A 23,923-nucleotide genomic window follows, 5' to 3' on the forward strand; every position below is an offset into this window, starting at 1 on the left:
CTTAATTTATTATTCCTACTTAAATGAAGCTGAGCATATGGAGATTATTGATACTTATCTAGAAGATAAAAGTACCTATCAGTTTGGTCGCGAACCTCTACTAATACAAAGCGAGTTTTTCAATATAAAAATCCAAAAGGCCGTCGAAAATCTCGGTCGAAAAATAAACCTAAAGTCTGTATTAATGGTTTCAGCTCAGGTATTGAGCTATAATCAATTTTCTAATTTCTTTAAGGATCAACATAAAATGAGCGTAGAAGACCGCAAAAAATTTGTGGAAAATTACTATGCACATTGTGGATTCGGCAAGCTATCTATGCGAGGCATCTCCAACAAAGGTGGACATGCCGACTTGATTTCAGATCATTATGCTGCTGCTTGGGTCAAATATTATGGTCAGCGACCTAGTAGCCATCCTGGAGTAGGTTATTTCACCTGTGGATTTTTATGTGGAGCAATCGAAGCTATTTTTGACGTGCCTTCTGGTACTTTCGATGGTAAACAATCCATGTGTATTTCCAAGGGAGAATCTAATAGTAGATTTGAAATATTCAGAGGATTGAGAAGAAAATTAAACCCTTCGCCAGCTTTTGGTAAGCAGCAAGCGATTGATGAATCTATATCTGAAAATGGATTAAACAATCAAAAAGTAGTAGAAGCCATCCGAAATTTGCACGTTACGGGGCTCGCCTCAGAAAAAGGTTTGATAGAAGCATTCGATACTACTTGGACTAAGCACTATGCCAATTATCATTCGTTGATCATGATCAAGTTGCTCATGAAAGCAGATCAAAAACTAGGAAAAGGAGGGGTAGGACATATCAAAAAAATATTTAAAGAAGGCGCTGAGCGCAATGCTTATTTCACACTAGGCAAAGTGCTAAATTCTTCTTTTTGGAAAGAAAAAATAGCAGGTCTAGTGGATAGCGATGCCAACAGCCAATGGAGTGCTTGCCTAGCTGTCATGACAGGGTTTGGCTATGGCAAATGGGAACTGACTGAAGGTAGCTCTACGGAATACAAAGTCAATGTGATTAATAATCCGCTCACCAATGCTTACTTAAAACTAGTTGGTAATACCAAAGCACCTTTAGGGTATTACACAGGAGGGTTTCTTACAGGCTTGGCTAATTATATCCGTCAAAACCCGAAGCCTACAGACGTAGACGCTGAGTTTGTAAATGAGATGGTTGCTGCAAAAGGTGATGTCTCTTATAAAGAAGAGCAGTCTCGAATGACAGGTTCAGATAAAGAAACGCTTATGATTCTAGTGCATTAAAAATAGAACCATAAACGTATAACAATCAGTCAGAAAGTTGCCCAGACATATACCAAGCACCACCTGCAAGAGCTATATCTTTCAATAGGTTTGGCATACTCATTTCATTGCCATTTGTCACGGATACCAAATGAATCAATACTGCAAAAAGTAAAAGCATCAGTCCTAATAGCTGAGTGGCAAGCTTTGCTTTTTTGCCAATGATAACAGCTACAGCAGCAGCTACTAAAGCGGCGCCAGTCAGATATACCCACAAGATACCGCCAGGTACAAATGACGGCACCGTGCCTGACATTTCTCGTGCATTTAAAAAGTGAAATAATCCAAAAATAGCCATTGGAATAGCAAACATAAATTTGCCTAGTGTTGGTAACATTTTCATACTGTAATTGGTTTTTGTTGTTTAATCATTTAGATGTATCGACAAATAAATTAAGCAAATTCCAGTTGAAAACAAACAATGTAAAGAGCAGAGTCTTAACTGCTTTCTTGCAAGGATTATTTTTTCAATCTAATGCCGTACGATTGGGAGGGACGAGAATGACTTCTTCTTTCGACAGCAGGACTTGTCCAGGCAGTGCGCCTTTAGGTTTTCGTACAAATTTTTTAGGCGTATAGATCACAGGGCATAGGGTGTCGGACTTTCGCTTAGAATACCACGCAGCTACTTGCGCTACCTTCTCTATGATGTGCATGGGGATATTCACTCCATTGGGGTTGCGTATGATAGCATGTGATCCAGAAACGTCCCTAGCGTGCAGCCAAAGGTCATCCTTCTTCGCAAATTTCTGAGTAAGCACATCATTGTTTTTGGCGTTTTTTCCAACATAGACCTGAAATCCACCAGCCGAAAACTCCATAAAAGGTGTGGTTTCTTTATGGTTTTGTTGGGTTGGATTAGGCTTGGTCAGTGTTCTTAGCGCTTTGATATCGCCTAGTGCTTCAATCTCCAATTCTTTTGCTTGTAGTTGTGCTAATGTCTGCTGTTTGGCTTCTATATTTTTTTTCAGCATCTCCACTTCCTTTGCTTGATTTTTGGCCTTACGGTAAAGGTTTTCTGCATTGAGCTGAAGGGATTGATGTGGCTTTAGCTTGATAGTGATCTGTTCATTGGTATAAAAGTCAAACAGCTCGATTTGCTTGTCAGCAGGGTTTACTTTCAAATGAAGGTTAGCCATCAGAATATTAGCCAATTCGCCGTAGCCTCTACGATTCATGATTTCATCCAATTTGGCATCAGTCTGACTGAGATACGACAGACTCTTTTTGATTTCTTTTCTGACCTGTCCCAGTAGTTTGTTTTTGAGTTGGGCTACACCATGATTAGTAAAAAATTCACGAGCTAGGGCATTAGAAGCTACTATGGGGTCATTGTACACCTCGTACTTCCCTTCGGGCTTGAAGAGCAGTAACTTCGGTATATCTTTGATTGTAGTAAGGTAGTATGTTTTTTCATGAAGCTGATCTAATAATTCATGTAGGATATGAAGTTTAGTTTTAGGAGTCTCCGTGTCGTAAAACCCAGCTGATTTTAGGTGGTTTTTGATATGCTTATCGAACGTAGGGAAAATTGGAAATAAGTCAAAAGATTCCCGAACTATAGCTTCATCACTTTGGTCGATCTTTCTATTAAGGTCATTTAGGATCAAGGCCTGGTCGTGTTCAATATTTTTTTTGAACGCCTCTTGTATAACCTCTTTTTTGAAAAGTATCAGATTAGCATGCCTGCCGTGCAGTTTGAACAAGAGTTCAAAATGATTTTCAAACAGGATTGAAAAAGAGCGCTCGTTATCAAACTGTCGTATACTATAAACCTTCAACCCAACCAACTCCTCAAAAAGATCTACAGAGTTTTTCTTTGCTCTTGCAAAGTCAGCAGGAAACGACAGAAGGGAAGCTTCACTGTCTAGGTTGGCCTTGATGAAAATCTCAGTTCCTTCTCCTTCGAAAGCAAGAATTAGCTCATCTTTATTTTGTGAGAATACAGCTGTTATTCGCAGGTTTATTAGACGAGGTCCCAGTACTTTGGAAAGCTGTTTTAAGAAATAATAGTTGAATTGCATCCTAGCTATTCAGAATTAAACCATCGTAAGCCAAATGCACATTTTTTGGTAATTCGAGCGCCACATCGCGGTAGAGCCCCATGTAATGCCCTACATGAGTGATGTAAGCTCTTTTCGGATTTATTTCTTCGATAAACTGAAGGGCTTCCGCCAAGGTGAGGTGGGAGATGTGCTCTTTCTTTTGCAAGGCATTGATCACAAGTACGTCGAGATTCTTTAGTTTTTCTCTTTCAGATGGTGCTACTGTTTTAGCATCTGTGATATAGGCCATATTGTCAAATCTAAAACCAAAAACAGGAAGTTTATAATGCATCACCTCGATAGGTTGCACCATGATATCTCCTATTGTAAACGGACTGTTTTTTAGCTCATGGATGGCGACATTGGCTACGCCCGGATATTTCTTTTCAGCAAACATATAGGCGTATTCTTTCTTGAGTTGATCGAGTACGGTATGTCTCCCATAAAGTGGCATATCCATTTTTTGTTTGAAGTTGAAACTTCGAATATCATCCAAGCCTGCGGTGTGGTCTTTGTGTTCGTGTGTGTACAAGACGGCATCTAGTCGTTTTACCCGGTGAGTGAGCATTTGCTGTCTAAAATCCGGTCCAGTATCAATCAATAAGCTGGTCTCTTTATGTTCAATGAGGACAGAGGAGCGTAGCCTTTGGTCATGAAAATCTACGCTGCGGCATACTTCGCAGTCACAAGCTACTACAGGAATACCTTGTGATGTACCGGTCCCCAGAAATGTAAGTTTCAAATCTTAAGAGTGGTTTGCGAGAGCTCTTTGAAGAGTGTCTTGTTTTTATCACTAAATTTGGAAGTGTCGAGTTTCACTTCTTTTAGTATTTCGAGTAGACAGTTAATCTTGCCATCTAGTGTATAAAATTTATTGACGATGGCTACTTTGGTGTCTTTGAGTACGCAGTAGCCAGACTGAAAACTTCCCTTTTCATACCTCAGCACGTAGTCCGACTCTGAAAAAAGATCTTCCAGTTTGTTCAGAAAGTGCTTGGAGTATTTAATCATCTGTCGAAACGTAGTTTTTCACCTTGTCTACTAGTATATCAAAGTTCAACGGCTTAGGAATATATTCGTTGATGCCTACTTCTTTAAAATCATTGATTGAGTAATTTTTTGCATTGCCCGTGATGGCCAAAATTGGAATTTTTGACTTGATCGGATCTGTCATTTTTCGAATGGCCTTGGCGCACTCCATGCCATCCATTTTTGGCATGTTGATATCCATCAGGATCAGGTCATAATCTTCTGCATCCAATTTTTCTAAAACCTCTTGTCCGTTTTTCACAGAAGTGATGCTAAAATTTTGAATCTCTAGTATCTTTTTGGTTAGGTTTTGAATGACTGAACTGTCTTCAGCAATAATAATTTTTTTCATAGAAGAATGATTAATAGACCTGCTTCCTCAAGCGTTAAAACAAGCCGTCAAGTTAAAAACAAATCGATCAGATTTGAAGTATATTTTTGTAATTTTCTTTAAACTCAATGAAACACTCTTGTATCCTATCCAATTGTGGTTTCAAATTCGTGGTGTCTGTTAATTTTAATTGTAATTCTAGTTTAATGACATGATTGGCTAGTTTTTCAATACCTAATGTTCCAGCACTACCTTTTAGAGTATGGAGTTCTTTTCGAATTTCTTCGATCTGATTATCAGCAAAATAAATCATACAGTTTTTGATCAGTTCGTTGGCTTCTTGCTCAAAATCAGACAGGACAGATTCTAGCAATTCAGCCCCTCCAAATTTAGCCAGCTGATCTAGTGTTTCCATATTGATGAGTAGATCCGAGGCTTTCTCATTTTGCGGTTCAATCTCAGTGATTTCTGGTTTGTACTGAATGTATTCTTTTACTTTTTCGATAATCGTTACAGCTCGAATAGGCTTGGCAACATAGTCATCCAGCCCTTGCGATAAGAATTTCTGACGGTCATCTTCCATCGAGTAGGCCGTCATGGCTATGATAGGAGGGAGCTTAGGCAAACCCAAGGCTTTTATGTTTTGTGTAGTTTGTACACCATCCATATTTGGCATTTGTATATCCATAAACACCAAGTCTAATGGATGTTTTTCAACAATTTCAAGAGCTTCGAGTCCACTAGCAGCTAAATACACTTTGCAGCCAGACTTCTCTAAAATTTGACTAGCTACGGTTCGGTTTACTTTGTTGTCGTCTACTACTAGTATATGAGGAATGACATGCTCGAATGACTTAGTAATATGCAATGGTTCTTCTGGCTCTGACGATACTGTGCCTGTATTGCTGTCGAGGATTTCTCCTTCGAAGGTGAACCAAAAAGTGCTTCCTAGACCAGGAGTAGAAACTACACCGATCTCGCCGTTCATAGAACGCACCAATTCTTTAGATATGGCAAGTCCCAAGCCTGTACCTGAATACACTTTGGTGCTAGAGTTGTCGAGTTGGTTGAAATTGATAAAGAGGTGCTTGATTTGATCTTTAGGAATCCCAATTCCTTCATCTTTGATCTGTACCTTAAACGTGCAAGTATTATTTTCTTGTCGTTTGAGCCGGAGACTAATATCTATTATGCCTTTGCCATCTGAAAACTTAATGGCATTACTCACCAAATTAGACAAGACCTGTAGCAACCTTGTCTCATCCAGCATAATGACTGATGGTATTTTTTCATCTAGGTTATAATTGAGGTAGATGTTGTGTGTGTTGGCTTCTTTAGAAAAGAGGTCGTACAATCGCTGAAAAGTAGCGATTAAACTTATTGGGCGCTGTTTTAATTCCATTTTACCCGCTTCTATTTTAGACAAATCCAAGATGTCGTTGAGAATATCCATCAAAGTCTGAGATGACTTCTTGATAGTCTTTACATAATCCATCTGCTCTTTGTCTAGCGCGGTACTGCCTATCAGGTCGATCATACCAATGATACCATTCATAGGTGTCCGGATTTCGTGACTCATATTAGCCAAAAACCGCTCTTTGATGGCGAGAGATTTTTCCGCTAGTTCTTTCGCTTTAGAGAGTTCCTCGTAGGCACGTCTGATTTCTGTAATATCACGTGCTACGCCTTCAAATCCTATGGTTTGTTTGTTTCTAAATAATATGCGTACGTTACACAAAAAGTCTATTTTTTCGCCGTCTTCGGTCTGATAACTGGCCTCTAGGTTTTGTACCTTGTGCTGGCGGAGTAGGTTTCGCAAGATAGAGCCCGACGAAGATTCTGAGTTAAAAAAATATGTAATGTTTTTGCCCAGTACATCTTCAGATGACAACCCCAACGATTCTTTGGCTGATGGGCTGATCATGACAATTTTGCCATGCATGTCGCATCGGAAATATATATCTTGAATCGACTCGAATATTTCTCTAAACTTAGCTTCACTTTCATATAGGGCTAATTCTGAGCTTTTCTTTTCCGTAATGTCGTTGGATATGACAGAAACTTCTTCGATCGTGCCATCTTCTTTTACAATCGGGTTGATAAAGACCTCAGACCATTGTATTTGGTCATTGATCGCTCTTACTTCGTGCTGGAAGTTAAGTGCCTTGCCCGCAAATGCTTCATTGTATTTTTGTTCCCAAAACCGATTGAAAGCACCTGACAACTTATGTTTTTCCTTGGAGTATGCAGAGCCCACCATCGCCTCTATGCCATAATTGCTTTTCAGTGACAAGGCATAGTTGTTATTGAACGAAGTCAATAAGTACTGCTCGTCTACCGACCAAATCTGATGACTGCTACTTTCGAATATAGCCTTGAGTCGGGCCGCTTGATCTACGATCTTTTCTTCGTTTATTTTTCTCTCGATAGCCAATGAAATTTGACTGGCTATGAAGTAGAGCAATTCCAAATCTTTGGCACCAAAGTCGGATCTGTCGTCATAGGAGTATGTGCTAAGTAGCCCTATAGCTTTATTGCTTACTGTGATCTGTACACCAAGCCATACTTTAGGGTATAGGCCCGTGTAAGCATGGTCGAGCTGAGCTACATGGGCTTTGATCTGCTCTTCGTAGGTGATCAATTGCTTGGACTTATCATCCATTTGTGTAGCAATCAGCTCATTGATAAGCTTTTGATTTTCTAGCTGCACAGTGTCTTCGAATTCTGATCGCAGATATGGGGTAGAGGCATTGGATTTGTCCGTCAGGTTCAGTTCGATAGACAAATTTTTGATATTGAGTAAACCCTGCAACTCATCAAACAGCTTGGAGTAGAGCGTTTCTAGTTGTGGTCCTTCGATATTGAAGTCTGCTACTTTGTAGTATAAGCTTTGAGCCTTCTCTGTACGGATACGCTCGGTAATGTCGTAGAAAATACCTCTAAATTGGGCATTGCCATTCATATCAAACGAGCAGTTTACACGGCCAGATACATAGATGTTTTTGCCCATATCCGAGACCAGTACAGTTTCAAACCGATCTACTTTTTCGCCCTTGATGATTTTATCAAGATTTGCGACGGTCTTGCCCCAATGGTCGGCATGTACTAAGTCTTTAAATCTGATTTTATCAAGCTGATTGGTATAGCCTAACTTTTCTACCCAAGCTTGGTTTACAAATTGGAATACACCGTCGTGATCAAAGGTTTGGATTAGGTCATAGGAGTTGTCGAATAGTTCCTTGAGCTGGTCGTTACTCTTTTCAAGCTGCTTTTTAACCTTGTTTTGTTCGGTCACATTTTCACCTATCAGGTTGATGCCAGAAACTTCGTTGAAACTATCCTTGAGTAGGATTACATTAAAACGGACATAGATTTCCTCCTTCTCTTTGGTGAAAAACTTGCCTGCGATAGCTCCAGAGTGTTTACCTGTTTTAGCAATTTGTCCAAACTTCTTTTGGTTGATTTTGGTGGCTGCATCTGGAATAAATAGATCAAATAGATTGGCACCTACGATTTCGGTCTTGTTCAAGCCTAGCGTGTCTACTAGCTTGTTGTTACAAAAAGTAATGCTACCTTCAGTATTGGTAGTCATAGCCACCACTTCAGATTCGTCGAGTGACTCCTGAATCTTATGTTCTGATTCGGATATGGCCTTTTCTCTTGTGGTTTCTACCTCTAGAGCCTTTCGTTCAGTGGTATCTATAGCGGCGGCGGCATAGCCTATAAATTGTTTGTTTTTCGAGTACCTGGGTGTGCCAGATTCGAGCAGCCATCGATAGTTGCCTTTGCTGTCTTTGATCCGAAACGAATACTCGTAGTTTTTCTTTTTCGAAATTGAAAAATCTACAGTACTGCTGTACTCTGCGAGATCATCTGGATGAATATTATCAACCCATTTCGAATACGTTTCTTTGTCTTTGCTGCCCAGTAGGTCATACCAGCCTTTGCTGAAATAGGTAACGTTGTTTTTTTCGTCGCTTATTTTGATAAATACAGGAGCATTGTCTGTGATGGCATTGGCCGAAACGACCAAGTTTTCTGTGTTCTCTACCAAATCAAAATGCAATAAAAATCGCTCGTCTTTTACTTTGCTGATCGTAGCGATCGTGGCAAAAGATTGTCCATTTTTATCTAAAAACTCAAATTCAAAAGGGGCTGACTTGGTATGTTGGGCACTTTTGAAATTGCTCGCCCAAGTCTTACTGCTTCGTTCGCCATCTACTTGAAAAATGGGCATCAGCTCGTCTATAGTTTTGTCAGAGAAGTCGCTGGCAAAAACAAATTTTTCTTCTGCCTTTGGGCTAAATTCTATGACAGTCCCTTCCTCAAATATCACAAAATAACTGGCAGAAGACTCTAACAAGAGGTCATACTTATTGTTGAGCTCTTTGAGTTTATTCTTGAGCTTATCTACTTCATTTAAGAGTTCAGTCCTGCCTTGGTTAAGCATGAGATGTTCAGAAATTTGATGGTATTAAGAAATAGGCTGGCATAGTAATTTATATTTTTTAATGAAAATATATGAATATAATCTAATATTTAGATGAGCTATTTCTGACCTTTTTATTAGTTAAGGTCTTTCAAGATTTTTTTCCCTCTGTTCATCACTCCAGGCGTGGCGTGTAGGAGTACATCTTCAATCACTAATTTGAGCTCTGGCTTCAGTTCGGGGTACTGTTTGGTGAAGCGATGAATAATGGTCATGGAGAAGGCTTTGACCGCAGCGGTCTCATGAGCTTGCTGCAGATATTCGAAACATTTCTCAAGAAGGATGCCTTGGAAAGCTTCAGGAATTTCTTGGCTTTGTAGCAGTCTTACTGTATTTCTTCTAATAGCTACCTCAGGGTTAGACTGCAGGTATTCTATCATAGGTCCGATATAGGGGAGTAGCAAATGTGGGTAAGCATCTACACAATGGCTCACGGCATGGGCGGCACGCTGAGACACTCGATACTCTGGATAAAAAAACAGCTGCATCAGCTCAGCAAAACGATCCTCGTCTGAAGCGATGTGGTCAGCGATCAGTCGTGCATTTTCTTTGCTGTGCACTAAGGCCAATTGTTTTTTTAAATCCATTCAATCTTGAAATTTTATCTTAAAAAAGCAGACAAAGAAATATTGCCACTCTCTTTCATTTACTTTGAATTTAAAATTAAATGTTTAACTTATTAAAATCCAATCAATCCTTCAGCTACAATTAACAGCAGTTTTATTTTATAGATAGTGAATGAGGGTTTTGAGAAATTTAATTAGATACCTGCTAAACGCAGGGGTGTATGGTAATACACAAATAGTAGAGCGTAGGAGAATCAGATTAGTCAATACTTTTAACCTGATCGGTTTCATGATTCTATTGCTTTTTAGCGGAATCAATTTATTCGTCGGTTCTTATGAAAATGCAATTGTTATTTTTACAGGTGTATTTTTCTTGAGTTTACCCGTCCACCTGCTCAACTCGCATGGGAAAAGACAATTAGCCAAATACTACTTTGTGATTGTGACTTTGGCTTTTACTAATGTAATGGGTTACAAAACCATCCTTGAGTTTCAAAACAGAGACAATGAGTACTTCTTTATTGGTTTTTCTGCGGTCATCATTGCATTATTCGACAATCCAGTAAAACGAATGGTATTTATTTTTTCAGCTTTTTCAGCTATTCTGATGAAACTGGTGCGGTTGTCATACCAAGAGCAGTTGACAGAGAATACGGACAGCTGGCTCTCTATCACCAACCTCCTTGTTGCCTTTGTCTGTGTCTATTTTTTTACAGATATTTTTAAGCAAGATCTGATACGAGGAGAGCAACGTATTCGAAAATTTGCTGGACAACTAGAAAAACAAAAACGATTGGTGCAATCAGAGCGAGACGAGCTTCAATACAACAAGCAACTCCTCCGTATGACCTTGGATAACTTACCCATTTTCATCACCATGATGGATATTACGGGCAAGTTTCTTATCGTCAATTCACGATTTAAAGACATTGTCAAAGACAAGACCAATGAAATAGAAGGGCAGCATTATTCAAAGATATTAGGAGAGGATATTACCCGAGAAACGGATCCACTTTTTGAAAGGAGTGTGAATGGGCTGGTCTCGGAAGTCAATCGAGCCCTTACCTTTCCTTCTGGCGAAACCATCCATGCTTATGGCAAATATTACCCCTTGAAAAACGAAAAAGGGGAGATAACCCATATATTGGCCTACGTGACAGATATTCAACACCTCAAAGAAACAGAAAAAGAATTGATCGCTGTGAATGAAGCCAAAGATAAGATCTTGAGTATTTTGTCTCATGACTTGCGCTCGCCACTGCATTCTTTGAGCGGACTCATCACATATTCTAAGGACATAGACCCAGCGACGTTCGACCAACTCATGAGCAACGTAAAAAGGCAGGTAGACACGCTCGGTTTTACGCTCGACAATGTGCTCAGTTGGGTCAAAACCCAATTGGAAGGGTTTGTTGCCAACCCAAAGACCATCAACACAAAAGAGGTTGTAGAGGAAAGTATCAGCTTGTATGCAGAACAGGTCAAGGAAAAGAACATTGGCATAACGATCAAAGCAAGAGACTCGGCACAAGCATGGGTAGATGAAGATCACCTGTCTATCGTAGTTAGAAACCTCATCAGCAATGCCATCAAGTTTACGCCAGCCCAAGGCCATATAGAAGTACTAATCGAAACAAACGAATCGCAAGTTATCCTTACCATAAAAGACTCAGGGATAGGGATGTGCAGCAAAACAATTGATCTTGCACTTAGAGGGTTGAGTAATGAAAAGCCACAAAGTAGACCAGGTACTAATGGTGAAAAAGGAACGGGGCTAGGCTTGAGTTTTTGTTTGGATTTACTCCAGCTGAATCAAGCCACGATAGAAATCCAAAGTGAGCCTGACCGTGGCACCACTACTGTTATCCATTTGCCTAAAGTTGTCGCTTAATCTTCTGCCTCCAGTGCTTCGAGGATATCCGCTAGTTCGTCATACTCCTTGAAGCCCGGTTTTTCTTCTTGCGAGCCTTTCAATTCGATGCCCGAAAAAGGCTGCACTTGTATGATATGATCCAGCTGCGATAGCTCCACATCGTAGGCCTTGATCAGGGAGGTAAGCCCACCTGTAGTAAGTATCTTTTCAATATCAGGGACCAACTGCGGGGCGGTGCAGTCTACTATGATGTGCTTGAGTTTAGCCCCATGCACTTGCGCCAGCGATAGTTCTTCCAAGTCTTGGCGACTAGTCACATCTATATGCAGGATCACATCATACCCCTTGACCTGCAAGGCACTGGCCGTCTCCAAAGTATTCACCTGTAGCAAAGGAAATTTGTTTTCCTCCTGTAGCTTAACGATTTCTTCTAGCCCCATATCGCCAAACTCGGCCACAAAGGCAGGGCCAGCTACCCAGCCCATGATTTCATTGGCTTGTTCTATAGAAATATAGTTGTCCGAACTAGGGTTAAAGTCAAACCCTAAAAGGTCTACGCCAAAGCCAGCGCAAAATCGAGCATCACTCAAATTGGTGATACTTCCTACTTTCACAAACGTTTTTAAATTCATATCAATGTAGGCAATGGCCCGATCAAATTATTTTATGCTATTAGAAAATCTTCGTGCACAAACTTCCGTAAAATTGCACTGATAATCAACGATAACATCATGGAAGTAAAAGAAACAATAGATAGCAATTTTCAGGAAGCCATTTCCGCTGCAGATAAAGTAATCGTAAAGTACTACGCCGACTGGTGTGGGTCTTGTAGATTGTTTAATCCTAAATATAAGCGACTGGCCAACGACGAAAGGTTTGATGGTATTACCTTTTTGAATGTGAATGCAGAAGAAAATCAGGAAGCAAGAAAAGCAGCTGGCGTCACTAACTTACCCTTTTTTGCCATCTTCAAGAATGGTGAATTGGTGGAAACCGTGGCGAGTAGCAAAGAAGAAGCGATTGTTGAATTATTGAGTAAATTGAACTGATATGCAGATTCCTGTGATTAAAAAACTGGTTGAAAATCACTCCGCCGAAGAGCTAGAGCAAGCTGAGTTTTTGCTGATGGAAGAAAAAGATCTTCCATTCGAAGTAGAAGGCAAAGACGATGGAGAAGTACTGACTCATCTGATAGCAGCGGGATGGATTATCGAAAAGATGGAAAAGGACGATATTCCTTTCCCTAAAGCCCTGAGGGCGTATACAGAGAAAGTTCGTTCGTCGATCTCTGGCTAAAGGCCATCTCTAAAAACATAATAAAAAAGGCTCGTATCTACGAGCTTTTTTTGTTCTAGGTCCCTAGTGCCACGTATTCTTTTGCCCAAATTTTGCGATCATCTGCACATTGACTTATTCTTGTCTATGGTCAAGCCTAACCGTCGGTATTGAATGACGGCTTCAAGTTGCTCGGCATCTGACCAGCAGCCCCCTCTGAGAAAAAAAGAATTAAAACACAAGGAGAGCCAAGCAAAACAGTTGTTTGAGCAAATTTAGATTATCGAACTGAAGTTGCGATAACTGATCTTATATTAACCATGTCTGGCGGCCTTGCCGTAAAATACCATAAGTATTATATAATGTTATCGTGTTATGTTAAATCAGCTTTGGGTTTGGGGTAGGGGATTAATAGTGAGGGAGGGCTTTTCGTCATGAAAGTACCGTTATCTCTTACTGTTGCACTAACTGAGCACTCTTTCGGCTTTTTATTGGGGTTGGAAATGGGAGAGGGGAAAGGCGAATGTGTGCGGCTTAAATACAACTAAATATTTTAGTACTCTCTAGGAAATATAGAGTTTGTCCGTAAATTTGTCCGTGTCCGTAAAAACGTCCGCAAATAATGGCTTCAATCAATTTCTATTTAGACAAACCCGACAAGAAGGGACTATCACCAATTCATCTAAGAATCAATAGTGATGGAAACCAAGTCAAAGTATCAACAGGAGAGAAGGTAGATCCAAAAGAATTTGACAAAGCAAATCAAGTAATAACAGACAATGTAGAAAATAGTAATTCCATCAATTACTATTTGAACTTTCTAAAAGAAAGAGCGGAAGAGATATTTACAAATTCTTATAAGAAAACATACTCGAATCAGGACATTAAAGATATTTTACACAAACATATTGAAGCGTACAAAGAAGATAATACTGTCAATATGGTAAAGGAACAAGTTCCATTGTATGGACAAGCCTTTACGTTTATAGACTTTTTTGCTGGAGCAGGTGGGTTTAGCGAGGGTTTTATCCAAGCAGAACATAACAACAAGTACTTCGATTTTTTATTGGGTAGCGATATTAATGAGAATTGTGAATTAACTCATATTGTTCGATACAATCATCAATTAGGTTTAGACGCAGAGTTTATAAGGCAGGACATTACTGAACCAGATTTTGTTGATAACCTGATGGGAAAACTAAAGAATAAGAAGATTGATGTTATATGTGGTGGCCCGCCATGTCAGAGTTTTAGTCTAGCAGGGAAAAGAAAAAAATTCGACAAGAAAGATGATCTATTCTCTAACTATCTAAATATTATCAAAATACTACGTCCTAAGTATTTTGTTATGGAAAACGTAAAGGGGCTTTTGACCAAAGAAGGAGGGAAGATCAAGGAAATGATCTTACGGGAGATTAGATCTATTATCGATATTGATGAATTACCAAAACTCGTCTCATTTATTAAGAAACTCAAAAAGGAAGCTCCTTATCAAAGCTTCATTCTCGATTGTATTTCGAAGAGAATTGATTTTGAATCTAAGAGTGACAAGGAATTGGATGAAGCAAAGGAGCTATTCATCAAATCAGTTGAGGCGAAGTTTAGAAGCTTGACACCCAAAATAGTTGACTATAAAACGAGTAAGACAGATTCTAATATAAGTTCAATTCGTCATGGATTAAATCTACTCGTAAGAAGCAAAGAAATAGCAAAGCTCAAAAAAGACATTATAAGAGAAAAAGATATCAATTACCTCGACAATGATTTGTTCGTAAATCAGTTTAATGATTTTATTGAATTTCTTGATCCAGAAACGATTATAGGAAAAATAAGTGATGCATTTGATGCTCTTGCTATAAGTAATGAGTTTGAAAGTGAGTACTTAGAAATTATTGAGTCTCTCAAAATATACACTTCAAACTTTGACGAGTGTATTTCAAAAATTGAGTTGAATTGTAATTCGTCTGATCTTGAGATACTTAATAAGATAATAGAAAGCATTAGGCTTTATAAAATCAAAGATGCTTATGTTGCTAATTCGTCAAACTATGGCGTACCTCAAAATAGAGAAAGAGTACTATTCATTGGATGTAGAAAAGATCAAAAGCTCATTGAAGAAGTGCCAGCTACTGTAAACCCAGAAGAAAAGGTCACCATTTTTGAAGCTCTTCACGATTTAGATTTCATTGGAAACAATGAGGACCTTCGCCAATATGATGAAGTGGATTTAGAAAAATATTATAACGGTACATCCCAACAAATGAAGTCTTTGATAAGGTCTCGCGCAATAGATGGTAAGCCGTCTAAAAAAGGGGCATCATATGCTGATTGGAGTAAAAATGGACGTCTTACGGAAAGGTTTTCAGCTACAAAAGCATTTTATGTTAGAAGTAACGATGCATTAGAACTTGGAGAAAAGGACTTTAATGAATTGAATAACCACCGAACCAGTAAGCAAAATGAAGAAGTTGTTAAAAGGCTTCAAATAATTTTGGAAGAAGGTGGATATAAAGAGGCTCAGAAAAGGCTAGTAAAAGAAGGGCTTTCATCTCAAAAGAGAAATTACAATATGTTAAAGCCTGAAGAACAAAGTTCTACTATCATGACAATTCCTGATGACTATGTTCATTATCGCGCTCCTAGAGCATTAACAGTAAGAGAAATGGCTAGATTACAGTCGTTCGATGATTCTTTCGTATTTCAAGGTAAAAGATCAACAGGAGGAAACAATAGAAAAAATGAAGTACCACAATATACATTGGTTGGTAACGCAGTTCCACCATTGATGGCAAGAGCTATTGCCACAGAGATTCTAAAAAACATCAAATAACCCGTGAGAGAGCTTAATCTAACTGAACAAAATAACCTTAAGGTATTAACCGAAAATTCTGTTTCGTTAACTTTGATAGAACCAACCATGACTGGATTGAAAAAGTCAATCATGGATGCGACTGGATCAGTACGTAATTATCTAAAGTCAAAAGGTGTTCATGATTATGAACAACAATCCCAAGGGCCTGATCATAAGATTCTAATAGAAAGTTTACTATATCAAGATTTCTCTATATTCGAATCCAGAGCATCTCTTTATAGACCAACGACAAAAAAAGGTGACCCAAGAATATGGTTCTCAGGTTTAAAATCTGTAACTAGTGAAAATGATATTCTAGCCATAATCAGTTTCGATCAGAGACTTCATGTATTAAATATATCACAACTTACAATTGACACATTAATCTCGTCCAATCTTGCCAATCCTGTAAAGGAACTAATATCTGAGATTAATAGAACAGAGAATACCGTATCTCAAGAACTGTTAAACCTGATTGGAAAATTAGCAAAAAAAGGCCCAATACCATCTATGCTAGATGCAGATACTTCTGTTGGTCGTACACTCGAAACGGAATTAGGTATACAAATAAACTCATCACGAGAACCTGATTACAAAGGGATTGAGCTAAAAGCTTTCAGAGCTAATAAAGGCAATAGAAAAAATTTATTCGCTCAAGTCCCTGATTGGAAGTTGAGCAAATTTAAAAGCTCTGCTGATATACTAGATGCATTTGGTTATACACGAGAAGATGATTTTAAATTGTATTGTACTGTATCTGCTATTACTTCAAACTCTCAGGGTTTATCTTTAAAAGTTAATTCAGACATTAATCACTTAATAGAAACTTCAGACAACAAAAGAGTAGGGGATTTTGTCGTTTGGACATTAGAAAAGTTACATAAACGTCTTCTTGAAAAACACAAGGAAACCTTTTGGGTGGCTGCAGATTCTCTCATAATTGATGGAAAAAACCATTTTCAATATAAGGAAATTGAACACACAAAAAAGCCTATAATATCTCAGTTCGACATATTACTGGAACAAGGTGTAATAACGTTAGATCACTTAATTAAAAGAAATTCTAAAGGAAGGGTTGTAGAAAAAGGTCCTTTATTTAAGATCAAACCTAAAGGTTTGAATTTGTTATTCCCACCAAGTGAGAAGTATCAATTGATATAGATTATGTTAAATAGAAATTAAATAGCGTTGGCCAGTCAGAAAAGCGGGGTGTGCGTGAGCCCTGGGGGCGGAAGCATTTTTCTGTCTAGATTTTTGCATACTTTTCATCAATGGAAAAGTATGAGCCCAGCGGCTTGAGCGACACAGCAAATACTCTACAAACTACGAATCTGTGAGCTGTATACAGAGCTTGTATGAAACTCAATTCATCCTTGGCTTATCGTAACTCGAAAATTCAAACTGATCAAAAATTGACGATGATAACAAAGCGTTGGCAAGCATGTGTTTCAGAGTCAAATTTTAAACGCTGAGAATCGCGTATTTGAATCTAACCTGAGTAATTGCCCGAATGCTGAATACTTTAACATAAGATCATTACCGTTATCGAACTGAAGTTGCGATAACTGATCTTATATTAACCATGCCTGGCGGCCTGGCCGTAAAATACCATAAGTATTATATAATGTTATCGTGTTATGTTAAATCAGCTTTGGGTTTGGGGTAGGGGATTAATAGTGAGGGTTGGCCTTTTTTGCTTCTAGTACCGTTGCATTTCAAATCTAGTATTACCGTAACACGCTTTCAGCTTTTCTTGGGTTGGCAAAAGGGGAGTGGAAAGGTGAATGTGTGTGGCTATGAAATTAAATGCCTATGCATAACTTTAGCTAAGTTAGGAATTGTATATTTATTAAGACCACTTTCATCATCGTTCACCAAATCATTCATAAAATCCTTAACTTGTTGATTAGAAGGGTTTTCTTTTCTTACCTTTTTAAAAATCTGACAGTAGTTTGATCTTAGATTTAGATGCATTTCATGAGCGGAATCTTTCAATAGTGAAGCATTGATGATATTCCTATCATCAATTTGCTTTATACGAAATTCTGATTCCCTGTAATTTATATTGCTAAGAATCTGAGTTTTGTCAATAGAATAGACTTCACCAAAGTCGAATTGTGTTTGTGTATTTGTACAATACAGACAAACTATAAACTCATTTATCATTGAAACACAGGGTATGCTCACATCATTATGAGTATAAATCATATTTCCAGAGGATTCACCTTCGAGCATAGGCGCATAAAAAACACTCATTGGAAACGTCTCAATTTCTGATCTATACTTACTGAGGTTATTTAATAGTTCCTTTTTTTCACTCGACAAGGTTTTATTTATAAGTCTTTTTAATCGCCGAGCTAAAACTGGGTTTAGATTACAATTGTGTTTGTTTGAGTAATGTAAACGAAGAAGAATGGAGTAAAAAAGTATTCTAAACTGCAAGCCATTTTGGTAGGTGAGAATTTCACAATTTGACTTTTGGCAAAAGGTTGATTTGAAATCAACAGCACAACTCCCTTCCAAAACACCTAATTTACTTTCGCATTGCGAGCAAAGAAGATTGTCAATTACAAATAAGTTCGTGTTTTTATCTATCTCCTCATCGGTCAATTCTCTATTAAAAACCTCTTCAATTGTACTTGTAGAGACTTCACGTCCAATATATTTTTCTACATAACCCAGAGAAGAAATTTTAAAGCCAATTTCATTATCTCTTTTTCCAATCATTGTATTTAACATAAATGCGGGAACCATGTGAGAGCCCAATTGATTGGCTTCTCTTTTTTTACATAAGCAGCATGAAATCATAATTGACAAAGGAGGAAAAAAATAGATGTATAACGAATTTTAGTAAGGCTCAATTTTGATCTGGGTTCATATCTTTGACTAAATCTTCTATTATTTCATCAATGGATTCATCATCATCTTTGATTTTTTGACTTGAACAATTTTTGTAAGAAGAAAAAATAAGCCCATTTAAAGGGTGCAATGTATATTCATGATTGTAAATTCTAATAAACTGTTGGAGATATAGCATACCATAAAAGCTATCATTTTCTGTCCATTTTAAATGTCGTCCAACTAGATGACAATGAATTCGAAAAGTGCCCTTTTTAAGAAGTCCACTGGTTACTTCCCATCTCTTTAAATAGTTTTCAACATAATTCCTATACCTCAATACCAGACCCAATGATAGGTAAGCTACATCGTCTTTTTTCAACTCAAATATATGAAGATCAAAGTACTTTTTATTCTTTAACTCAGTAGAATGACTGACTAAAATATCAGCTATATGATGTTCTCCTAACTCTTTCTCTTTATAGAGTTTCAAATTGGAAATAATAGATTTATCTCCTATCGCATAAGTTATAAGCTCTTTTTCAATTAATGTTCGATTTTCTTCATCTACCAATAGTAGGGAATCTCTCAAATCTGCTTCTGAGTAAAAAAATGTATCTACGTTTGTCATGCACTCTAAATTTATTTGCCAAATGATTTTAATGTTCTTTCTAAATCCTTAAAAGCTTTATTCATCTCTCTAACACCTTTCTTAGCTGATCCTCTAGAATCCTGAAGCTGAATATCTTGAGAACAAGAATTACACCTTACTATTTGTTGTCTTGAGACCTGATCTAAACTGATTTTAATTGACCTCCGACAATTAGGACATTTCATGTCAATTTTCTGTTTTCCAATATCTATCATTTCCTATTCATTTAAATCACATTAACAGAAGCCCTAACTGTTCCTCCATAACCACCTGTATCAATTACAAGGTGCCATCTACCCGAACAGGGAGGAGAAAGATTAAATGGTGATCGTTTTGCTAAACCGCCATAATAACTATATCTGCTTCCAGACCTGTACTTTTGAAAGTTAGAAGTGTCTAGAAGAACCACATTTGCTTGTTTGTCTAATGTTACTTGCACACAATCATTTTGTGTCAAATCAAATTCGTAGTGTAAAAATTTCATTTTTGAAATGCTTTTGAAATTGCTGAAATAACCAATACAAAACTTGCTATGGTCGCTAGGCCATTCACCAGCTCTGCATTTTCATCGTAAACTTTTGCGCACCAATCCTTAAAACAGATTTGCGCTTCACTTCTTTTGTTTCTCATAATCGTAAAATTTAATTGTTACTTTTCTTTTCTAACTCCTTTGAATTTTCCTCCTGTCGTCTTTACATCCATGAACTGACCATTCTCGGTATTTCGTTTGACATAGAGACCAGTTTTAGGGTTCTCAAATTGTGTTCTATTTTTAACAGCACCCTTTCTGCTGTTATCTTTTGGAGGATTTGTTGCCATAATTTTTAATCTTTAATAATTGAATATAGAAGCGAATCGCACTTGCGTTTTACGCCATATTTTAAATAACTTGTTTGTCTATATGAACTCATGCTACTGTCGAATAAAAAGTTGCCATTGATGTGGCATTTTTTTTAAAGTTGTTAGCATATATGAATAATAACTTACTTGTCTATTCTTGAAATGAGAGATAATGGAGATGATCATTGGGAACCCATTCTGCGTGTGTTAGTAGCTTATGCCTACGCATTACTCGATGACGACATGCCGAAACTAGAAAGGGCAGAATTAGCTAAAGACTTTGCCGTTGAAACTATTACCAAGCACCTAGAGAATGAAGGGAAATTTGATCCCAATCGAAATTCGAATTTGACTTGGTACTTGAAATACAGTATTCTTCGTCAACTAATATCTAATTTTCAAAAGTCTTCTTATAAAAGGAAACAAGTTAATCTGCATGGTCAAGATAATGAGGATGCGATTTTAGAATCATTATATATTGAGGAATTTGATTTAGACGGTAAAATTGATGCAGATAAAATTTTATTACAAATCGAAAGAACGATTGAAGATGATGTAGAATTGTTGCCAATATTTAGAGCCAGGTACTATCAGGATTCAAAAAGAAGTGAAATTTGCGGTGATCTCAATATTAGTCCTGATGAGTACAATAATCGAATGAAAAGGCTGAAGAGGCTTTCTAAGCCAATATTTGCGTCATTTATATCCAATAAAAAGGTATCATGAAAAGCAACGATAGAAATAAGGAGTACAAAAAAATGATCCATGATGTTGCTGAAGCAGTTAGTAGTAACGTTAAATCTGCTAATGAATACATGGAAGAAGAAGGTATTGATTTTGACAGTTTGATTTCATCAGGAATGAAATCCATTCAAAGAATTCAAAAAACTAAAACAAACTCAATAGAACTAAATAAACAACAATTATATTTTCGCAGAGTAGTGCTAGCTGGTGAAATAGCAAGGAAACTATATGCAGAATTCACATTTGGTCATGTGAAATTTCAAAAACTGATGTTCTTATGTGAGAAAATATGTGAGTATAATCTTCAAGATCGATACTTAAAACAAGCAGCAGGACCAATGGATCATAAGTTCATGCATTCAATTGATAAGGAATTTAAAAAGCAGAATTGGTTTGATGTAACAAGAGAAGGGAAATATAAAAAATTCACTTATCATCCATTATCAGGTCTTTCAAAACAGGAAGAGTACTATTCTCGATACTATTCAATGTATGATGATAAAATTCAGTGGTTACTACAAATCTTTAAATCTACGAAAACTGATAAAGTTGAGTTAGTAGCTACACTATTTGCTTGTTGGGAAGAGGCATTGCAAAATAATGAACTTGTAAGTGATAGGTTATTGATTGCAAAGGTGTATAAGTGGTCGAAAGAAAAAATAAAATTTAAAGAAGCAGAGATCATAAAATCTATACGATGGATGGAAGAAAATGATCTCTTTCCTCATTAATCTTAAAACGTCCTTGTGAACAATTGGTCTCAACTCCGTCCATTATCCAAGCTAGATCAACTAGCCGAGACCATTATGAAATCAGCTTTTTTGTTGTCTGAAAATCACAACGTTATTCAAAGCTATTTAAACCACAAAGGAGCTAATTTCAAGATACATAATAGAGTAGGGGAGTCAGAGTATGATATTCTATGTCGCCAGATCAATATTGAGAAAACTAACTATGCTTTTGTGCCAAAATCTGATCTTGAAAGAGGTTTGAGAGATGATCTTTGGGTCGGACTTGTACTATTTATCGATGGGGAAAAGCCAAGTAAGTATCTGTTTTCTAGTACAGTTTGGAATGAACCAAATCAATTATTTACTGATACATCAGTGAAGAATCCAGAATACGGGATTAATCTGAATAAGTATACAATGAAGGAATTTGTAGAGAAATATGCCTTTGAGAAAATGATATTGGAACTATGATCAAATCTAGCCCTAAGTCTCATACTAGTACATTCGAAGAACTTGCAGTAATCTTTGATTCTTGGTTAAATGACTGGAGGCCGATTGATAACAGCCTAAAAATTGAGGAGTACTTCGGTAAGGGTTATGGTGTTAAAAGAAGCCTTCAAAAGCTTCACAAGTTTGAAAAAGTTAAATTAAAAAACGATTTTAAAGGGATCTATCTATTCCTAAAAAATGGTAAACCATTCTACACAGGAATATCGAAGCATGTAATTGAGAGAATAAATCAACATGTGAAAGGAACTAACCACTTTTCATCTTCACTGAGCTACAGGATTGGAGCTGATGAATATTTGAATCGAAATGGAGAATCTCATACAGGAGGTCGTGAGGGATTAGACTTTGAAAAATACGCAGAGCCTGCAAAGAGTGAATTGATTAAATGTGAAGTGTCTTTGTTTCGAGTGGAAAAAGATCTTGATTTATACTTATTTGAGGTTTACATAGCTATGAAGCTCAAGACCCTTTATTATAATGAGTTTAGGACTCATTAATATTATGTTAAATAGATGTATAGGTGAAATAGTAATAATAGGTACATCTCATAGTGAAGGAGGTGCTAATAATTCAGATGAGCTAACCAAACTCATAAATGAAATATCACCCGAAGTAATATTCTGTGAAGCTGCCCCCAATCTTTTTCCAAAAATGATGGAGGCAACTAGGTTTATCATACTTAAATAGCCAAGACTGTGACCAAATCAACAGAGACAAATACACAATGGAAATGTCTTTTATCAATCGTGCAAACAATAAAGAGTTAACTCATTTTTATCAAGATTGGTTGACATGGAATGATGATCGTGAGAATCATTGGATTCAGAGAATATATGAACAGGCTGAATTCAAGCCATTCACTAAAGCAGTCTTTCTTGTAGGGATAGCTCATCGCACACGATTGATGGATAAGCTTAATAATAAGGCAACAGGTAGTAACAACGTTTTAGACTGGAACTATTACTACAACAATTCCTAATCTCTGAGAATCTCATATTTGAAATTTAATTAATCATATATTCGAATAGTGAAAAATTGCGTGCTAGGATTTTATTTGAACTAACAAAAGCAGACACAGTGTCCAGCACACAAACTGTATTGTGTTATATAATTTATATTATGTTAAATAAAGAATTGAGAAATACTGCCCTATGATTCATTACGGATACTTTGTGAAAAACTTTATAACTCTGAACAGCACTATTGGTTATAACAAAACCCGGGGTCCATCTTTTAGCAAGTCTTGAAATGCTGGCGGTCCAACCAGTTCGTCTTTGAGTTTATTAAACTCATCTATGGTTTCGTTTGATAATAAGTTGACAACCGCATCGAGTGCTTCACTGCTGATCATATAAGGATAATCTCCCATCACCAGCTGATCGCCCAGACACTGTGCATAGATCTGACATTCGCCAATGGCTGTGACGTGCTTATCCGTTACCAAACAATGACCCATCCACAAATCCAAATCATCATATAACTCGTGCGCCACTAAATATTGTCGGCGACTGACGTCTACATGCTCCATAAAGAACTGATTGATATTGGCTAGAGAAGATTTTGAAATTTTATTCTTATGTGTGTCCATGCATTTGAAACACATCGCATACTCAAATATGGTAGCATACGCTTGGTATCCCAGATGTGGTTTGATCGCCTTTTCTATAAAATACGGTGATTGGTTCTCTAGCAAATCTTGCTCGCACGATATGCAGTGCCTCATCATTGCTCCTGTCAGGTCATCAAAAAATACTTTCGGAATCGGTCGATGGTTTGTTGGCTGATCTGGAGAGTCATTATTCGTGTTTCTGATAGTCATGATGAACTGCTT

General features: G+C 37.4%; 25 protein-coding genes. 10 read left to right on the forward strand and 15 right to left on the reverse strand.

Features of this window, described 5'->3' with window-relative positions:
- Window positions 1–37: 37 nt before the first annotated feature.
- Window positions 38–1,279, forward strand: coding sequence for a hypothetical protein (locus N7E81_RS14610; RefSeq protein WP_263050335.1), 1,242 nt, complete (start codon window positions 38–40; stop codon window positions 1,277–1,279).
- A gap of 25 nt (window positions 1,280–1,304) precedes the next feature.
- Here the strand turns inward: N7E81_RS14610 and N7E81_RS14615 are convergent, their stop codons facing one another.
- The 7 genes from N7E81_RS14615 to N7E81_RS14645 form a co-directional block, all read right to left on the reverse strand.
- On the reverse strand, window positions 1,305–1,661 hold the full coding sequence (locus N7E81_RS14615) for a DoxX family protein (RefSeq protein WP_263050336.1): 357 nt from the start codon (window positions 1,659–1,661) through the stop codon (window positions 1,305–1,307).
- A gap of 124 nt (window positions 1,662–1,785) precedes the next feature.
- Window positions 1,786–3,342 carry an NFACT RNA binding domain-containing protein gene (locus tag N7E81_RS14620; protein ID WP_263050337.1) on the reverse strand — a complete coding sequence of 519 codons (1,557 nt, stop codon included), beginning with the start codon at window positions 3,340–3,342 and terminating at the stop codon, window positions 1,786–1,788.
- Window position 3,343: 1 nt separating this feature from the next.
- Complete coding sequence (locus N7E81_RS14625; protein WP_263050338.1) at window positions 3,344–4,105, reverse strand: MBL fold metallo-hydrolase; 762 nt, start codon at window positions 4,103–4,105, stop codon at window positions 3,344–3,346.
- Window positions 4,102–4,374 (reverse strand): hypothetical protein, encoded by a 273-nt coding sequence (locus N7E81_RS14630; RefSeq protein ID WP_263050339.1) that lies wholly within the window; start codon window positions 4,372–4,374, stop codon window positions 4,102–4,104. Before N7E81_RS14630 ends, N7E81_RS14625 begins: the two co-directional genes overlap by 4 nt.
- Window positions 4,367–4,744: a response regulator gene (locus tag N7E81_RS14635; RefSeq protein WP_263050340.1), complete on the reverse strand. Its 378-nt coding sequence runs from the start codon at window positions 4,742–4,744 to the stop codon at window positions 4,367–4,369. Before N7E81_RS14635 ends, N7E81_RS14630 begins: the two co-directional genes overlap by 8 nt.
- 67 nt (window positions 4,745–4,811) lie before the next feature.
- Window positions 4,812–9,173 (reverse strand): PAS domain S-box protein, encoded by a 4,362-nt coding sequence (locus tag N7E81_RS14640; RefSeq protein ID WP_263050341.1) that lies wholly within the window; start codon window positions 9,171–9,173, stop codon window positions 4,812–4,814.
- Between the two features lie 116 nt (window positions 9,174–9,289).
- On the reverse strand, window positions 9,290–9,799 hold the full coding sequence (locus N7E81_RS14645; RefSeq protein ID WP_263050342.1) for a hypothetical protein: 510 nt from the start codon (window positions 9,797–9,799) through the stop codon (window positions 9,290–9,292).
- Window positions 9,800–9,950: 151 nt separating this feature from the next.
- On the opposite strand from N7E81_RS14645, the gene N7E81_RS14650 reads away from it, so the two are divergent.
- The gene (locus N7E81_RS14650) at window positions 9,951–11,669 is read left to right on the forward strand and encodes a PAS domain-containing sensor histidine kinase (protein WP_263050343.1); all 1,719 of its coding nucleotides are present in this window, start codon (window positions 9,951–9,953) and stop codon (window positions 11,667–11,669) included.
- On the opposite strand, the gene N7E81_RS14655 is transcribed toward N7E81_RS14650, so the two are convergent.
- Window positions 11,666–12,283 (reverse strand): beta/alpha barrel domain-containing protein, encoded by a 618-nt coding sequence (locus N7E81_RS14655; RefSeq protein WP_263050344.1) that lies wholly within the window; start codon window positions 12,281–12,283, stop codon window positions 11,666–11,668. The two genes, N7E81_RS14650 and N7E81_RS14655, sit on opposite strands and share 4 nt — an antisense overlap.
- Window positions 12,284–12,382: 99 nt before the next feature.
- Here N7E81_RS14655 and N7E81_RS14660 point away from each other — a divergent pair, with 99 nt between their 5' ends.
- From N7E81_RS14660 to N7E81_RS14675, 4 genes are all read left to right on the forward strand, one after another.
- A complete protein-coding gene (locus tag N7E81_RS14660; RefSeq protein WP_263050345.1) occupies window positions 12,383–12,700 on the forward strand; it encodes a thioredoxin family protein in 318 nt (105 codons plus the stop codon).
- Window position 12,701: 1 nt separating this feature from the next.
- A complete protein-coding gene (locus N7E81_RS14665) occupies window positions 12,702–12,947 on the forward strand; it encodes a DUF6952 family protein (RefSeq protein WP_263050346.1) in 246 nt (81 codons plus the stop codon).
- Window positions 12,948–13,548: 601 nt separating this feature from the next.
- Window positions 13,549–15,756: a DNA cytosine methyltransferase gene (locus N7E81_RS14670; RefSeq protein WP_263050347.1), complete on the forward strand. Its 2,208-nt coding sequence runs from the start codon at window positions 13,549–13,551 to the stop codon at window positions 15,754–15,756.
- Between the two features lie 3 nt (window positions 15,757–15,759).
- Entirely contained in the window at window positions 15,760–16,938 is a 1,179-nt protein-coding gene (locus tag N7E81_RS14675) for an MvaI/BcnI family restriction endonuclease (protein ID WP_263050348.1), read from the forward strand.
- A gap of 633 nt (window positions 16,939–17,571) precedes the next feature.
- On the opposite strand, the gene N7E81_RS14680 is transcribed toward N7E81_RS14675, so the two are convergent.
- The 6 genes from N7E81_RS14680 to N7E81_RS14695 form a co-directional block, all read right to left on the reverse strand.
- The gene (locus N7E81_RS14680; protein ID WP_263050349.1) at window positions 17,572–18,504 is read right to left on the reverse strand and encodes a hypothetical protein; all 933 of its coding nucleotides are present in this window, start codon (window positions 18,502–18,504) and stop codon (window positions 17,572–17,574) included.
- A gap of 130 nt (window positions 18,505–18,634) precedes the next feature.
- Entirely contained in the window at window positions 18,635–19,246 is a 612-nt protein-coding gene (locus N7E81_RS14685; protein ID WP_263050350.1) for a hypothetical protein, read from the reverse strand.
- An 11-nt stretch (window positions 19,247–19,257) separates the two neighbouring features.
- Complete coding sequence (locus N7E81_RS19510) at window positions 19,258–19,482, reverse strand: MJ0042-type zinc finger domain-containing protein (protein ID WP_407692702.1); 225 nt, start codon at window positions 19,480–19,482, stop codon at window positions 19,258–19,260.
- A gap of 11 nt (window positions 19,483–19,493) precedes the next feature.
- Window positions 19,494–19,751: a DUF1883 domain-containing protein gene (locus N7E81_RS19515; protein WP_407692703.1), complete on the reverse strand. Its 258-nt coding sequence runs from the start codon at window positions 19,749–19,751 to the stop codon at window positions 19,494–19,496.
- A complete protein-coding gene (locus N7E81_RS14690; RefSeq protein ID WP_263050351.1) occupies window positions 19,748–19,897 on the reverse strand; it encodes a hypothetical protein in 150 nt (49 codons plus the stop codon). The genes N7E81_RS19515 and N7E81_RS14690 overlap by 4 nt, the downstream gene beginning before the upstream one ends.
- An 18-nt stretch (window positions 19,898–19,915) precedes the next feature.
- Window positions 19,916–20,086, reverse strand: a complete 171-nt coding sequence (locus N7E81_RS14695; protein WP_263050352.1) for a hypothetical protein — start codon at window positions 20,084–20,086, stop codon at window positions 19,916–19,918.
- Between the two features lie 168 nt (window positions 20,087–20,254).
- Here N7E81_RS14695 and N7E81_RS14700 point away from each other — a divergent pair, with 168 nt between their 5' ends.
- From N7E81_RS14700 to N7E81_RS14715, 4 genes are read left to right on the forward strand one after another with little or no spacing between them, the layout of a single operon-like run.
- Window positions 20,255–20,833, forward strand: a complete 579-nt coding sequence (locus tag N7E81_RS14700) for a sigma-70 family RNA polymerase sigma factor (protein ID WP_263050353.1) — start codon at window positions 20,255–20,257, stop codon at window positions 20,831–20,833.
- Window positions 20,830–21,582, forward strand: a complete 753-nt coding sequence (locus N7E81_RS14705; RefSeq protein WP_263050354.1) for a hypothetical protein — start codon at window positions 20,830–20,832, stop codon at window positions 21,580–21,582. The genes N7E81_RS14700 and N7E81_RS14705 overlap by 4 nt, the downstream gene beginning before the upstream one ends.
- Before the next feature lie 15 nt (window positions 21,583–21,597).
- On the forward strand, window positions 21,598–22,053 hold the full coding sequence (locus tag N7E81_RS14710) for a hypothetical protein (protein WP_263050355.1): 456 nt from the start codon (window positions 21,598–21,600) through the stop codon (window positions 22,051–22,053).
- Window positions 22,050–22,589: a GIY-YIG nuclease family protein gene (locus N7E81_RS14715; RefSeq protein WP_263050356.1), complete on the forward strand. Its 540-nt coding sequence runs from the start codon at window positions 22,050–22,052 to the stop codon at window positions 22,587–22,589. The genes N7E81_RS14710 and N7E81_RS14715 overlap by 4 nt, the downstream gene beginning before the upstream one ends.
- 710 nt (window positions 22,590–23,299) lie before the next feature.
- On the opposite strand, the gene N7E81_RS14720 is transcribed toward N7E81_RS14715, so the two are convergent.
- Entirely contained in the window at window positions 23,300–23,911 is a 612-nt protein-coding gene (locus tag N7E81_RS14720; protein WP_263050357.1) for a hypothetical protein, read from the reverse strand.
- Window positions 23,912–23,923: the final 12 nt, after the last annotated feature.

Origin of the sequence: Reichenbachiella carrageenanivorans (assembly GCF_025639805.1) — a bacterium.
Lineage (GTDB): Bacteria > Bacteroidota > Bacteroidia > Cytophagales > Cyclobacteriaceae > Reichenbachiella > Reichenbachiella carrageenanivorans.